Here is a 12609-nt window from a genome sequence, read left to right as displayed (position 1 = left end):
CATGGCCGGCTTTGGCTCACTGATGACCACGGCGCTGGATCTGAGCAACGCAGGCGTGGGCGCTCCGCCGCCGGCCGCCTTCCAGACCACGCCGCAGGAACAGGACTATTGGTGCTGGGCGGCGGTCGCGTCCGGCATGCGGCAGGCGCGCCATCTGCCGGCGATGCGGCAATGCGAGATCGTCACGGCCCGGTGGGGTGAAAGCTGCCCGCCGCATCCGCCGATCAACAAGCCCTCCAGCCTCGACGAGGTTCTTGGCCCTCTGCTGGACATGCCAGCCGAATGGAAGGGTTCTGATTTCCTAGAAGATGAGGGCCAGGCCTATGGGCGGATTTGCGCGTCGATCAACGATGGCAAGCCGGTCCCGATCCTGATCGCATGGGACAGCGGCCAGACCTCGCACTACGTTTGCGCCTTCGGCTATGCGCAGGTCCAAAGCCAGCCGGCGCTGTGGATCTTCGATCCCTCAAAGGCCTGGGCGCAGGACGGCAATCGCCGACTTCGCACGCTGGCGGCCATGCGTCGCTACTCCGAAGCGCCCAACAAACCCAATAGCTTCGGGTTCTGGGCCGAAGCCTATCTGCTGGAGTGACCATGGGCTTGCGCACGCCTCGCCCAGCGGTCAGGGCGCTCGAGACCGCGGTGGGCCTGCTGAAGGATTTGGCCTCCGGCCACGCCGCAGCGTCGGCGTCGACCCAGGGCGCGCTGGTTATCCTGCCTCTGCGCGCTATCTCGGTCGAAGACCTGGAGCACGGAGGCCGCGCGCCGTCCTGGCCGATCGGCTGGCGGGCCTACTGGCTGGGTCCCGATGCGTCGGCGGGCGCGACGCTGGACCTCCTGCGCACACACGGCGGCAGACCACGTTTTTCTTCCTATTCCTGGGGCGAAAAGGCCGCCGCCTTTTCCACCACTCTGGCGCGGGCGGAAGCGGCCATCGCTGAAAGCCCGGAGCACTTCGACGTCTCGATCCTGCGGCTGTCGGCCTTGATGGTCGAGGCGGTCTGGCTGCGCGCGCCGCGCGCGCGCGCCTCACATCTCTTTGGCCTGACCCCGTCGCTCGACGATGGGGCCTTCATCGCCGAGATGATCCGCCTGCGCGACGCGGACGTGGAATTCGCAACGCCCGGCGACAAGACGATCAACACGGAGCAGGAGCACGCATGACTAGATCGCGCCACTTGCTCGCCGCGCTAGCCAGTCTGGCGGCTCTCTGCGCCCCAGTCATGGCGCGCGCTCAGACCCCGCTGGGTCTGCCGCGGGCGTACTATTGGAACATCCGGGACGGCGGCGGAAACCCGGCGATCGACGCCGAGCGGATCGCGAAATTCCGGAGCTTCGGGGTGAGCGAGGTCCACATCTGGCTGAATGAGAACGCCAGAACCAAGCCCTGCGACTATCGCTTCGCCTATGTCGAAGGTGGCGCTCGGCTGTGGACGCCGGCGCGGCTAGCGGCCTTCACCCAGGCGCTCAAGACCGCCTCGATCAAGCCGGTCTACATCCTGTCGCCGGACGTGCGCACAAGGGGCTACATCGCCTCGCTCGCAACGCCCAGCGGACCGCTGGCGGTCGCCGCCCGCGTGGGCGAGGTCGACATCGAACTGGACATCGAGGGCAACGGCGAGCAGGCGGCACCCTGCCCGGTAGACGGCCTGACCCGAGACGCCGCCGACACGCTGCTGATCGAGACCATCCGCGCCGCCACGCCAACGTCGAAGATCATCATCAGCTCGACGCGGGGCCACGTCGCCAAGCACCCGGCCCTGACCGACGCGGCCGACGCCATCAGCCCGCAACTCTATGGCGCCCACTATGCCTACACGCGCAAGGAGACGGCCGACACGCTGGCCTATTTCCGTCGCACCTATCCGACCAAGCCGCTGTGGATCGGGCTGTCGGTCGAGTGCTCGGTAAAGAACGCCGCCGCCGGTCTCTGCTCGCGGGCGCTGCTTGAGGACCAGCTGAAAATCCTGCTGGCCGAGCAGGCCAAGGCCCCCGACCGGATCGTCAAGTACGTGGTCTGGGGTGAGCGCGAGGCCAAGCCCTGCCCGGCGACACCGCTCTGCAGCATCTACGCGACCGAGCACCTCAAGACCACCGCCACCTCCCCATGAACGGCGCGTGCCCGCTTTCGCTAGAAGGAGACCCTCATGCGCATCCTCGGAACAACGCTTGTGATCTGCGCCTGGGCGGCCAGCGCGTCAAGTCAGGCTGCCGACTGCGGCCACACGCCTTTGGCCGGCGCCGGCGTGCCAGGGACGCCCGTCTATGCCGCGCCCACAGGCGAGCCGAGCCTCTATTTTCACGGCAAGCTCAATGTGAACACCGACGGCGCCTCGCGGTCCTATCACCCCGATGATCCGCGCGGGAAAACCCTGGCGCTGAACAATGTCGGCAATGCGATCACCGACATCTATGACGCCAACGGCAAGAAGATCACCTGTTCGCCCCGCCAGGGCCCCTGCTTCACGCGGTTCATCACGACCTTCGAGGCCGCGCGCGACGCCAAATGGAATCCGGTGGGCCACCCGCGCATCGAAACAGATGGCATCATCCCCTGGCAAACCGATCCGAAGCTGGGTCGCAAGGCGCCGTGCCTGATCTCGTCAGGTCCCTATAAGGGCTATTTCGTTTCCCAGACCTCCAAGCCGGCGGACGATTCCAAGCCGCTCTGCGATCAGGCCCGCTACATCGACAGCCTGGCGATCAACGCCATCGTCCTGCCCAAGAAGACCCAGTGGGCCTCGCAGGGCCAGGTCGCCGAGGAGTTCAAGCTGGTCGCGGTGCGCGATCGCGTCACCGGCAAGATCGCCTACGCCATCGTCGGTGATCGGGGCCCGGCCGGCTCGCTGGGCGAAGGCTCCATCGCTCTCGCCGCGGCAATGACCGGCGCCACCTTGTCAGGCAAGGAGAACTACCAGCAGATCAAGGCTCTGGCGCGCGGCAAGGTCGACTACGTGATCCTCACCGCCCAGAACATCAAGATCCTCAAACCCGGCGCGGTCAACCAGGCCAAGATTGATGAGGCAGGGAAGATCGCCTTCGACGCCTGGGGCGGGGTCAACCGCCTCAACGCCTGCGCGCACGAACTTGGCGGCGGGTCCTAGGGCCGTTCGACATCCAGCGACTAGTGTGGCGGTGGACCGGGTCTCCACGCAGGATCACCCGTGCCCAATGGTTCAGCGCTCCTGCCAATTCACCAGCCTTCGGATCGACCGCCGCGCCACGGGTGGGGTCGAAGGCGTTGAACATAGCCTGTGCTGATGAACTGGCCCGGCTCGTGATGGATCGCACCCCGGTTATGAAGCCGCGGCACAGAGCGCCCTTCTGAAGAAGACGGATGCTATACCGAACATTGCGAGATCAGATTGATCAGGCCTGCCGGCGAGACCTCGATGGAAACCACGACACAGTCGGAGATTTGAGTGATCTCGAAATCCAGTTCTTGGCGACATAGGTCGACTCCGGGCAGGTCGTCGGCCCAACGGCCTTAAACATGTCGCTATCGCCCCGATCGCCCAAGGCGGCGGCCAATTCCAGCGCCCGCGAAAAATCGCCTCCCTCGGCCTGCTCGACCAGGTTGGTGAAACCGAGGATATCGATAAACGCGACAAATTTGTCTTTGGCGTGCACCGTCGTGGCTCAGGTGTACGGTGTTGAAAGTTCGGCGGCGCGGGCGATGCGAAGCACGGGGCCGACCACTGGAGATCCTCATCCGGCGCCAGTTCAGAGGGGCCGCAGGCTCGTCAGCGAGCAAGAGGTCGCTCGGCGCGCCCTCACAGTGTATCACAGTTAAGCTACGTGGATAGCGGGCGGAGGGTACCGTGATCAAACCCATGCAAGAGGCGTCACCGCTGGTGTTGGTCACGTCCGGGCCCGACGGCCCGATCCTGAAACAAGTGGGCGACCTTATCGGTCTCACCGAGATCGCGCCGTTTCTCGACCGGACGCCGTCGCTGACCAAGCCAGACTTGCGGATGGGTGACGCAAAGCTTCAGGCCAAGCGGTAATATCCCGATGTCGACGATGTTTGATCCAGACGCGTTTATCCCGCTCGCGAGAACTTTCCACGCGCTGCGTCAGAGCGAGACCGACACAGACGACACCGATCTGAAGCTCCTACGCGGCGAAGGTCGTCTTCACTGGAATGACCTGGTGGGGTGGCCGCGGGTCGTGCTGCTTTCCGAAGCTGGCTCGGGCAAGACCGTCGAAACCCGCCAAGCCTGCAGAGCGCTACGGGCTGAAGGAAAGAAGGCGTTCTTCATCCGCATCGAACATGTTGTCGATAGCTTCGAGGACGCCTTCGAGGAAGGCACGTTCGAGGATTTCTTGGCATGGACCGCTTCGGGCAACGAAGGCTGGCTCTTGCTGGACTCAGTCGACGAAGCCCGCCTGAAAGATCCCAAGGACTTTGAACTGGCGGTCCGGAAGCTGGGCCGGAAATTGGCGCCAGTACTTTCGCGAGCGCACATCCTGATCACAGGGCGCACTGTCGCCTGGCGGCCCAAGACCGACTTGATGCTGGTGTCGCAGTACTTCCCTTCGGCCCGGCCACGAACGCTCGACCAGGCCAAAGCGCCCCGCGAGTCGAAGTCCAAACCCGCCAGCGCCGAAGAGGCAATCGGCGGCTTCCATATCGTATCGCTCGACGACCTGCACGGCGAGCAGGTCGACCAGTTCGCCAAAGCCAAGGGTGTCATTGATCTGGTGGCCTTTCGGGCGGCGCTCGACCGCAAGGACGCCTGGCCTCTGACCACGCGACCGCTCGACCTAGCCGAGGTCTGCGAATACTGGGTCTCGCACGGTCAGATCGCCTCCCGCTATGACCTGATGAAGGCCAGCATCGATCGACGGCTAGAAGAAATCGACCAAGACCGCGCTGACGCCAGACCCATGACCGTCGAACGCCTGCGCGCCGGCGCGCGACTGGTGGCGGCGGCGGCGACCCTCGCCCAACAGTCGGGGCTGCGGGTCCCGGACGGCTCGGAAAACGCCAAGGGTCTGCCGGTCAAGCAGGTCCTCACAGACTGGGACGACGCTGAGATCAACGCGTTGCTGTCCCGACCGATTTTCGATGAGGGCATATATGGGACCGTGCGCTTCCATCATCGGGCGGTGCGCGAGTTCCTGACTGCGGAGTGGCTGCAGGCTCAGCTCGTCGACCAAGCCTCGCGCGCCAAGATCGAGGCCCTCTTCTTCCGGGAGCAATACGGGCTCGAGGTGATCGTTCCGACCACACGGCCAATCCTGCCTTGGCTCTGCCTGACCGACGGCCGGATCCTGGCCAGGACCATGCGCTTGGCGCCGGAGATCCTTTTCGAAGGCGGCGACGCCAGCCAGCTGCCCACCCAAACGCGCACTGAGATCTTGCGGTTGACCTGCGAGCAGCTGACCGAGCCGGCGCACGGACGTTCCATGTTGGACTACATGGCCGTCCAGCGGTTCGCCCACAACGATCTGGTCGACGAGATCCGGACCCTGCTGACCCGTCACGCCGACGATGAAGAGATCGTGGCGTTCCTACTGCGGATGATCTGGATCGGCGAGTTGAAGGCTCTGGCTCCTGAAGCCAAGGCCCTAGCACTCACGTTGGAGGCCGAATACCCGCGCCTAGCCGCGATCCGGGCGCTAATCGCTGCAGGCGATCCGTCCGATGTACGCGCGGTGCGAACGACGATGCTCGCCAACAACGCTTTCAAGTATCGAAGCTGGTCGGCGGAATTCATCGCCACCTTGCCCGTCGACGACGAGGCCAGCGGCTGGTTGATGAAGGTGCTGGAGCATGCCACCGGGCGAAAACGGTTCGACGTGGATCCGTTGGCGCACGCCCTGCCCGACTATGTTGAACGACTACCGATAGAGCAGCTCCGAGCCTGCGTGGTCGCCCTGCAACGGCTTTTGTCGACACCGCCGGTGATCGAACGCCGATATCGAGATTTTTCTAAAAAATATGCCTGGCTGGCGGGCATGGCGGCCCGATGCGTCGCACGTTTGATCGAGGCTCGCGACGAAGCCGCCCGTCAGCCGGCCGCCCTATGGATCCTGCGCAATACGCGTGAGGTCGACGACTTGAACACCGAGGCGCACCAGCAGGCTCGCAAGACCATCGCCGAACTCGTGCCGGCCTGGCGAGACCTCAATCACGCCCTCTTCTGGTACGACGTGACCGAGACCCGCGCCCAGCGCGAAAAGAAGGACAAGTCGACGCTCGACCTCTGGGAAGTCGGGATGTTCGGACATGACTGGGCGTTCGGGCCCGACGACTTCCCGACCGCTTGCGATGAGATCGCCACATGTCCGCTGCACGATGATCGGATGGTGGCGCTCGCGCTCGCCTTCGAGCTCTATCGGAGCAATGGGCGCCCAGACTCTTGGCGCAGACGTCTACGCCGCATGGTCGCGGGCGACGCCATCTTGGAAGCCGCTTTGCAGGCAAGGCTTCATCCGCGCGCGCATCCCGATGCAGCCAAATGGCGGCGAAACCAGGCGCGATGGAAGGCCCAGCAAGAGGCTCGAGCCGGCAAAGCCGCCACTAGTCGACAGCAGGCCGTCGATATTCTGAACACGCGTGTCGCATCCATCCGCAGCTTCGGCCAGGGGGCGGAGATCAGCCAGGATCAGTATTACCTGCACAACGTGCTTCGCGAGCTGCAGGAGGGTCACCAGCACTGGAGTGTCGTCGATTGGCGCCGACTCGAACCGGAGTTCGGGACCGCCGTGGCGGACGCGTTCCGCGACGGGGCGATCGGCTTTTGGCGTCGATACACACCCGCGATGGCCAGCGCGGGCGGAGCGAGCAATAGCACACCCTTCGCGGTGATCTTTGGTCTCAGCGGTCTCAACATGGAGGCGGCGTCTGTTCCCGATTGGCCTGCCAAACTGACGCCGGCCGAAGCGGCCAACGCCACGCGCTACGCTCTGCGCGAACTCAACGGGTTCGCACCGTGGCTATCGAAGCTTCATGCGGCTTTTCCGGCCGAGGTCGAGGCCGTGGTCCTGGCGGAAATTGACTATGAGTTGGCGACCAGCCCACCCGATGGGGAAAGTCACTATGTCCTCTATGACGTCGCCTGGCATGGGGGCTGGATGTTCGACGGCCTGGCTCCTGCGGTCCTGCAGCGCCTCGCGACGGCTCGCCCTAGTCCGGTCAACCTTGGTTACTTGCTGGCGATCGTCAACCGATCGACGATCGCCGATGCGGCCGTAACGCCTCTGGCCGCGCGCAAGGCCAGGACGATCAAGCACGACCAACTGTCACCCATGTGGTTCGCCCAGTGGTGCGGCCTTGACCCGGAGGTCGCGATCCCAGCGCTGGCGAGCCGGCTGGCGGCGTTGAAAGCCCCAGAGCTTCAGACCCAGTTTGCCATGAGGTTTCTTACAAGCCTCGTTGGAGGACGTCGGATCGCCATGGGCTTCGCGCGACAGGCCTACCGGCGGGTCGGGTACATGAAGGATCTGCTCCTGCTGATGCATCGCCATATCCGCAAAGAGGACGACATCGAACGCGCGGGAACAGGCGTCTACTCGCCCGGACTGCGCGACGATGCCCAAGAGGCCCGGTCCGCGCTGTTTTCATTCATCACCGAAACGCCGGGCAAAGAGGCGTTCCTGGCGCTGATGGATCTTGCCTCCGATCATCCCGACGCCGAGACGCGACCCTGGGCGGCTTATCGGGCCAAGCACAAGGCAGCCCAGGACGCCGATATGACGGCGTGGTCGCCCAAACAGGTGCGTGAATTTGCCGACACGCTGGAGCGCACGCCCGCCAACCATCACGAACTCTGGGATCTTGCTATCGATCGCCTTCTCAATCTGAAGAACGATTTGGAGGGTGGCGACACCAGTTTGTCGGCGCTCCTTGTTCGCGCCACCCGCGAAACGGAAATCCGCAATTTTATCGGAGGATGGTGCCGTGATCGCGCCGCCGGACGGTATGTGATCCCCCAGGAAGAGGAGATGGCCGACGCCAAGCGGCCCGACCTGCGGTTTCACGGCATCGGGTTTGACGGCCCCGTTCCGACCGAACTGAAAATCGCGGATGCCTGGACCGGACCGCACCTTTTCGAGCGGATCGAGAATCAGCTCTGTGGCGACTACCTTCGTGACATGCGGTCTAGTCGTGGTGTGTTCGTCCTCGTGTACAGTGGCGAGAAGACCTGGTGGGAGCACCCATCTGGCGGGCGCTTGGAGTCGTTCGACGCCCTGGTTGAAGGCCTCCGGCAGCATTGGCAGCGCCTGGCCACGAAATTGGCGAACGTCGAGGACATTGCCGTGATCGGCATCGACCTTACCAAAAGACCGATAGCGTCGGGATCCGAAGCCTAGGCTAGCGAATGGCCAAGTCTTCGACGTTCGTCGCCGGGATTGTGCTATCCATCGCGCGGCTTGCGCCCCCGCACGAAGGCCCGATCGCTGGCCATGAACTGGTCGAGCATCGGCACGACCAGCCGAACGGGCTCCGCGACCTTCCCACCGGTCTGGGCAGCGTGGGCCTGAGCATAGGCCACCAGATTGCGATAGGTCGCCGGCGGCACGTCGAGCGTCATCTTGACGGGCGCTTCATCCTCCAGCGGCCGCAGCTTCAGCTTGCTCATGGGCGCGCCCCCTGACGATAGGGCTCCAGGACGAGATCCTTGGTCAGGAGGACGCGCAGCGGCGCGCCCGAGCGGATCGTCAGCGTCGGGGCGCGATCAAGACTGCGGCCGACCACCTGGCGACCGACATCGGTCACCGCATCGGCGCCGCCGCGCCGGATCGCGCGAACAAGATCGGACTCGTCGCTGGACGAACCGCTTTCGGCCCCGATCGCCAGCAAGGTGCTCAAGCCCGCCGCGGCCAGGATCCGGCCGCTGTGGCGGTCGACGCCATCCTGCAGGCCGGCCATGCCTTGCGCGTCCGCGGCCGGAACCTTGTCCAGCACGATCGAGCGTCCCGACGGCAGGATCAGGCGCGTCCAGCTCACCCGCAGGCGGCTCTGTCCGGCCTTGACCTCCGCCTCGTAGTCACCGACCAGGCGCGCACCGGCCGGGATCAGGAGAAAGCCGCCACCAAGGCTGTCGTAGACGTCCTGGGTGACCTGGGCGATGGCCACGCCCGGTGCATCGGACCGAAGACCCGTCACCAAAGCCGCGGGGATCACCGCGCCGGCCTGGAGCACATAGGGCGAGGCTGGAGCCTGGAGACGTTCGAGACTGGTGGTGCGCGGATCCTGCGAGGGTGTCGACGGGCCAGGTGGCGAGATCGCCGGCGCCGTAGCGCGCTCGGCCCGATCTCCGACGAACAGACCGCTTTGCCCGGCCGCGTGACGAACCGCGGCGCGGGCCTCGCGCTCGGGATCAACCGGCGCCACAACGGCGGGCGGCATGGCGGGCGGCGTGATCGGCGGCCCGTTCCCTGCCCCGCCCTCGGGGCTCGCCGACGCCTCAGCGCGCTGAGCCGCCAGGATCGGCCGCCCCAGGTCACCGGGCAGCGGCGGCCCCAAGGTCGGCACCCCGGCCGGACCGGTATAACCCTTGGGCAAGGCAGTCACGCGCTCCGACGGCGTGGCGACGGCCGGCGCGTCGGCCGTCTGCGGGGCAACACGACGATGCTGGAGCATCGACCAGCTGACCGCGCCGAACAGCCCGATCGAAACGACCGTCGTGGTGATGATCAGGGCCCGGCGTGAGATCCGGGCCACCGGAACCGGCGTGGCGCGAAGGCGCAGGGACTTGGCGATGGCTTCTTCGGCCGCGTTGCGCTCGCCGCTCATCGCGAGGCCTCCGACAAGGCGCCCTGTCGGACGATCCTCACGCGCAAGGCCTGTCGTTTGATCCCGAGCCTCAGCTCGACGCGATCGAACAGGCGGTCGAGCACGATCCGCCGATCTTCGATCCGATAGTTGATCAGCTCGCTGCTCTTGCCGTCGACGCCGAGCCGATAGAGCGGCGGCAGATCGTCCAGCACGACGCCGGGCCCGAACTCGACATAGGCGCGCTGGCCATCGTCGAAGACCGCGACGGGCCGCCAGACCGGATGATCGCCCTCGATGCGGTAGGCGCGGTTCACGCGCGAGAGGTCGAGCACCGGCCGCGCGGGCGGCGCCTCGACCAAAATCGGCGCCGGCGCCGGATACCGCCACGAGACCTGGGCCTGCCAGGTCCGCGCCGAGGCGCGAAGCTCCAGGTGGTAGGTGCGGCGATCGGTGTTGATCAGGAGGTTGGTGGCCAGATCCGGTGCGGTCGGCTTGATCAGCACATGCACCCGACGCTCAACGCCAGCGCCGCTGGCGGTGTCGCCGATCACCCACCGCGCGGTGTCGCCGGCTGCGATCGCGCCCGTACCGACCAGGGTTTCGCCGGGCTCCAGGACGATATCGGTGATGCGTCCCGGGGTGGCGACCACGGGAAAGACGGTCGTCGGAGCCCAGTCGAAGTGGGCCATGCCTGCCGGCGCGGCCAGCCGGGCGTCGATTGCGATCGGCCCAGCCCAGGCCGTGGACGACAGGAGGAGGCAGGCCCACCCTGCGGATGACGCCAGGCGGATCATGCGCCGAACTCCTTGGACCAGGACAGAGCGGTGACGAACACGCCCAGCGGATTGGCGCGCAGGCCCTCGGCGGTGCGCGGCGGCTTGATCGTCACGGTGAGGATGGCGGTCCAGCGGTCGGTGGCGACGAGCTGGCCGCCCTCGAAGCGCTGCTCGGTCCAGGCCAGACGGAAACTGTCAGGCGAAGCGCGCACCACGCTGGTCACCGCCACGGTCGTCTGGGTCTTGCCGACCTGGCTGAAGGGATCGGCGCGTCGGGCATGATCCGACAGGGCCGCAGCCCCTTCGGCCGAGGTGAAGTCGTAGGCCCGCAACCAGGCCTGGCGCATCAGGACCGGATCGATGGACACGGTGCGCACGTCGGTGATGAAGCGCGCCAAGGTCCAGGCGATCATGGCGTCGGTCGGCCGCGCGCCCTGGACGGCCGGCGCGGCGATCCGCGGCTCGCCGAGCTTGTCGACTTCGACGACCCAGGGCGTAACGCCGCCCTGCAACGACAGCGTGACGAGGCCAGCCGACAGCCCGCCGCTCAGCGCCAAAAGGCCGAGCGCCATAAGGCGCCAGTTGAAGGCCTGGACCCGGGCTGATCCGAGACGTTCGTCCCAGGCCTGGCCGGCGCGTTGGTAGGCCGTTTCCGGCGCGGGGGTCGCGCCATAGCGCGCCGATCCCTTGAGCGGGCTCATGATCTATCCTCCGAAAGGCTGGGCGCCGCACCGGCGCTGTGGTCATCGCCGCTGCCGGCGGCGTGGACGGCCATGGCCGCGCCATGGGTCATGGTCTGGCGTTGCTCGAGATCGCGGGCCCAGGCGGGCTGCTCGGACGGATCGTCCGGCTTGGCCGGCGAACTTGCCCCCGCCGCCGCGCCGCCGCCGCTCGGGCCGCCGGAGCGGCTGCGAGACGGTGGCGGAGAGGCCGAGCCAGACGCGCCAGCCGTGCTCGCGCCACCCCCGCCGGAAGGGGAACCGGGCGGCGGGGTGCCGGTCGGCGCGGCTCCAGCTGGCGGCGGGCGTCCGCCACTGCCGGCCGCGGCCGCAGCGCCGGCGCCGGAACTGGCGACACCGCTGGCGGCCATCTGGGCGGCGGCGGCCCCGGCCATGGCCATGCCCCCAACCACCAGGCCCGTGCCAACCGCCGCGCCGGCGCCCAGTTGAGGCGCGCCCGAAACCAGGCCCGAGGCGACGCCCGGTCCGAAGATCGACAAGCCCAGCAAGGTCAGGGCGGCCAGAGCCATGGCCAGGACCTCTTCCAAGGTCGGCTGGCCGCCGGCGGCGCGGGTGAATTCGGAAAAGAGCGAGGAGCCGATGCCGACGACGATGGCCAGCACCATGACCTTAACGCCGCTGGCGATGACGTTGCCCAGCACCTTCTCGGCGAGGAACGCGGTGCGGCCGAACAGGCCGAAGGGGACGAGGACGAAACCGGCCAGTGTGACCAGCTTGAACTCGATCAGCACCACGAAGATCTGCACGGCGATGATCCATTCCTGGCTGATGTTCTCGTCGAGGGACACCTCGGCAGGGTCGTTGGTCGTATCGACAATGCAGCGCACGGCCACCGTGCCTGGCAGTTGCTTGCGCTTGGCGAGCAGGCGCAGGGCTTGGCGCCGTCCCTCACCAGCGGTGACAAGATAGTAGCCGGTCTCCTTGCCGTCCTTGATTTCCGGTTCGACGACGGGGGGCGCGATCACGCCCTTGGTGCCGATGGTGGCGGCGCGGGACTCGATGGCCTCGGCGCGATGGCTGACGCGCCGGACGTTCTTGGGCGAGGCCTTGAGGCGATTAAGCGGGATATCCCGCACCTCGCCGAACTGAGCCACACCGGCGGCCACCGCCGTCAGTTGGGCGGTGGGGTTGGTTTCGGAAGTCGATGTCATGTCTGCCTCCTTGGGACAGGGGTGCAGGCGCAAAGCGCGCCTGAAACCCTGCCCACCGGCGAGGTCGGGTGTGCAAACGGAGGAGCGTCTTCGCGGGGACCCGGCTGCAGGGCGTCCTTGCCAACTGCCGATCCCTCGCCGCATCGCCCGAAGCTGGGCGGAAGACGATCCGTAGTGCGCCGAGGGCGGAGCCCTAAGCCACGGCCGCGCAG

Annotated in this window: 12 protein-coding genes; 6 read left to right on the top strand and 6 right to left on the bottom strand. The window is 66.5% G+C overall.

Going from position 1 to position 12609, the window contains the following annotated elements:
* The first annotated feature begins 1 nt into the window (after position 1).
* Genes AC1RNC_RS23375 through AC1RNC_RS23360 form a run of 4 tightly spaced genes read left to right on the top strand, consistent with a single transcriptional unit; the run spans position 2 to position 3104 of the window.
* On the top strand, positions 2 to 592 hold the full coding sequence (locus tag AC1RNC_RS23375) for a hypothetical protein (protein ID WP_492888449.1): 591 nt from the start codon (positions 2 to 4) through the stop codon (positions 590 to 592).
* 2 nt (positions 593 to 594) lie between these two features.
* A complete protein-coding gene (locus AC1RNC_RS23370) occupies positions 595 to 1164 on the top strand; it encodes a hypothetical protein (RefSeq protein ID WP_492888448.1) in 570 nt (189 codons plus the stop codon).
* Positions 1161 to 2111 carry a hypothetical protein gene (locus tag AC1RNC_RS23365; protein WP_492888447.1) on the top strand — a complete coding sequence of 317 codons (951 nt, stop codon included), beginning with the start codon at positions 1161 to 1163 and terminating at the stop codon, positions 2109 to 2111. The genes AC1RNC_RS23370 and AC1RNC_RS23365 overlap by 4 nt, the downstream gene beginning before the upstream one ends.
* Before the next feature lie 36 nt (positions 2112 to 2147).
* Positions 2148 to 3104 (top strand): hypothetical protein, encoded by a 957-nt coding sequence (locus AC1RNC_RS23360; RefSeq protein WP_492888446.1) that lies wholly within the window; start codon positions 2148 to 2150, stop codon positions 3102 to 3104.
* 265 nt (positions 3105 to 3369) lie between these two features.
* Here AC1RNC_RS23360 and AC1RNC_RS23355 read toward each other — a convergent pair whose 3' ends face one another.
* A complete protein-coding gene (locus AC1RNC_RS23355; RefSeq protein WP_492888445.1) occupies positions 3370 to 3630 on the bottom strand; it encodes a hypothetical protein in 261 nt (86 codons plus the stop codon).
* A gap of 191 nt (positions 3631 to 3821) precedes the next feature.
* Between AC1RNC_RS23355 and AC1RNC_RS23350 the strand changes: the two genes are divergently transcribed.
* Positions 3822 to 4007 carry a hypothetical protein gene (locus tag AC1RNC_RS23350; protein ID WP_492888444.1) on the top strand — a complete coding sequence of 62 codons (186 nt, stop codon included), beginning with the start codon at positions 3822 to 3824 and terminating at the stop codon, positions 4005 to 4007.
* A 7-nt stretch (positions 4008 to 4014) separates the two neighbouring features.
* Positions 4015 to 8322 (top strand): NACHT domain-containing antiphage protein HyoA, encoded by a 4308-nt coding sequence (gene hyoA / locus AC1RNC_RS23345; protein ID WP_492888443.1) that lies wholly within the window; start codon positions 4015 to 4017, stop codon positions 8320 to 8322.
* Between the two features lie 44 nt (positions 8323 to 8366).
* Here hyoA and AC1RNC_RS23340 read toward each other — a convergent pair whose 3' ends face one another.
* Genes AC1RNC_RS23340 through AC1RNC_RS23320 form a run of 5 tightly spaced genes read right to left on the bottom strand, consistent with a single transcriptional unit; the run spans position 8367 to position 12397 of the window.
* The gene (locus AC1RNC_RS23340; RefSeq protein ID WP_492888442.1) at positions 8367 to 8591 is read right to left on the bottom strand and encodes a DUF2274 domain-containing protein; all 225 of its coding nucleotides are present in this window, start codon (positions 8589 to 8591) and stop codon (positions 8367 to 8369) included.
* Entirely contained in the window at positions 8588 to 9748 is a 1161-nt protein-coding gene (locus AC1RNC_RS23335) for a TraB/TrbI/VirB10 family type IV secretion system protein (protein ID WP_492888441.1), read from the bottom strand. Before AC1RNC_RS23335 ends, AC1RNC_RS23340 begins: the two co-directional genes overlap by 4 nt.
* Positions 9745 to 10524: a P-type conjugative transfer protein TrbG gene (gene trbG / locus AC1RNC_RS23330; RefSeq protein ID WP_492888440.1), complete on the bottom strand. Its 780-nt coding sequence runs from the start codon at positions 10522 to 10524 to the stop codon at positions 9745 to 9747. Before trbG ends, AC1RNC_RS23335 begins: the two co-directional genes overlap by 4 nt.
* Positions 10521 to 11207, bottom strand: coding sequence for a conjugal transfer protein TrbF (gene trbF, locus AC1RNC_RS23325; RefSeq protein WP_492888439.1), 687 nt, complete (start codon positions 11205 to 11207; stop codon positions 10521 to 10523). Before trbF ends, trbG begins: the two co-directional genes overlap by 4 nt.
* Positions 11204 to 12397 (bottom strand): type IV secretion system protein, encoded by a 1194-nt coding sequence (locus AC1RNC_RS23320; protein WP_492888438.1) that lies wholly within the window; start codon positions 12395 to 12397, stop codon positions 11204 to 11206. Before AC1RNC_RS23320 ends, trbF begins: the two co-directional genes overlap by 4 nt.
* Positions 12398 to 12609: the final 212 nt, after the last annotated feature.

This window comes from Caulobacter sp. GW822-FHT01G02 (assembly GCF_058802865.1).
Note: the sequence above shows the minus strand (reverse complement) of the source record. Positions and strands in the feature narration are given on the sequence as shown.

What these genes read in the sequence shown, in the direction of transcription:
- AC1RNC_RS23375 (WP_492888449.1), top strand. Translation starts at nt 2, where the DNA reads ATGGCCGGCTTTGGCTCACTGATGACCACGGCGCTGGATCTGAGCAAC.
- AC1RNC_RS23370 (WP_492888448.1), top strand. Translation starts at nt 595, where the DNA reads ATGGGCTTGCGCACGCCTCGCCCAGCGGTCAGGGCGCTCGAGACCGCG.
- AC1RNC_RS23365 (WP_492888447.1), top strand. Translation starts at nt 1,161, where the DNA reads ATGACTAGATCGCGCCACTTGCTCGCCGCGCTAGCCAGTCTGGCGGCT.
- AC1RNC_RS23360 (WP_492888446.1), top strand. Translation starts at nt 2,148, where the DNA reads ATGCGCATCCTCGGAACAACGCTTGTGATCTGCGCCTGGGCGGCCAGC.
- hyoA (WP_492888443.1), top strand. Translation starts at nt 4,015, where the DNA reads ATGTCGACGATGTTTGATCCAGACGCGTTTATCCCGCTCGCGAGAACT.
- AC1RNC_RS23340 (WP_492888442.1), bottom strand. Translation starts at nt 8,591, where the DNA reads ATGAGCAAGCTGAAGCTGCGGCCGCTGGAGGATGAAGCGCCCGTCAAG.
- AC1RNC_RS23335 (WP_492888441.1), bottom strand. Translation starts at nt 9,748, where the DNA reads ATGAGCGGCGAGCGCAACGCGGCCGAAGAAGCCATCGCCAAGTCCCTG.
- trbG (WP_492888440.1), bottom strand. Translation starts at nt 10,524, where the DNA reads ATGATCCGCCTGGCGTCATCCGCAGGGTGGGCCTGCCTCCTCCTGTCG.
- trbF (WP_492888439.1), bottom strand. Translation starts at nt 11,207, where the DNA reads ATGAGCCCGCTCAAGGGATCGGCGCGCTATGGCGCGACCCCCGCGCCG.
- AC1RNC_RS23320 (WP_492888438.1), bottom strand. Translation starts at nt 12,397, where the DNA reads ATGACATCGACTTCCGAAACCAACCCCACCGCCCAACTGACGGCGGTG.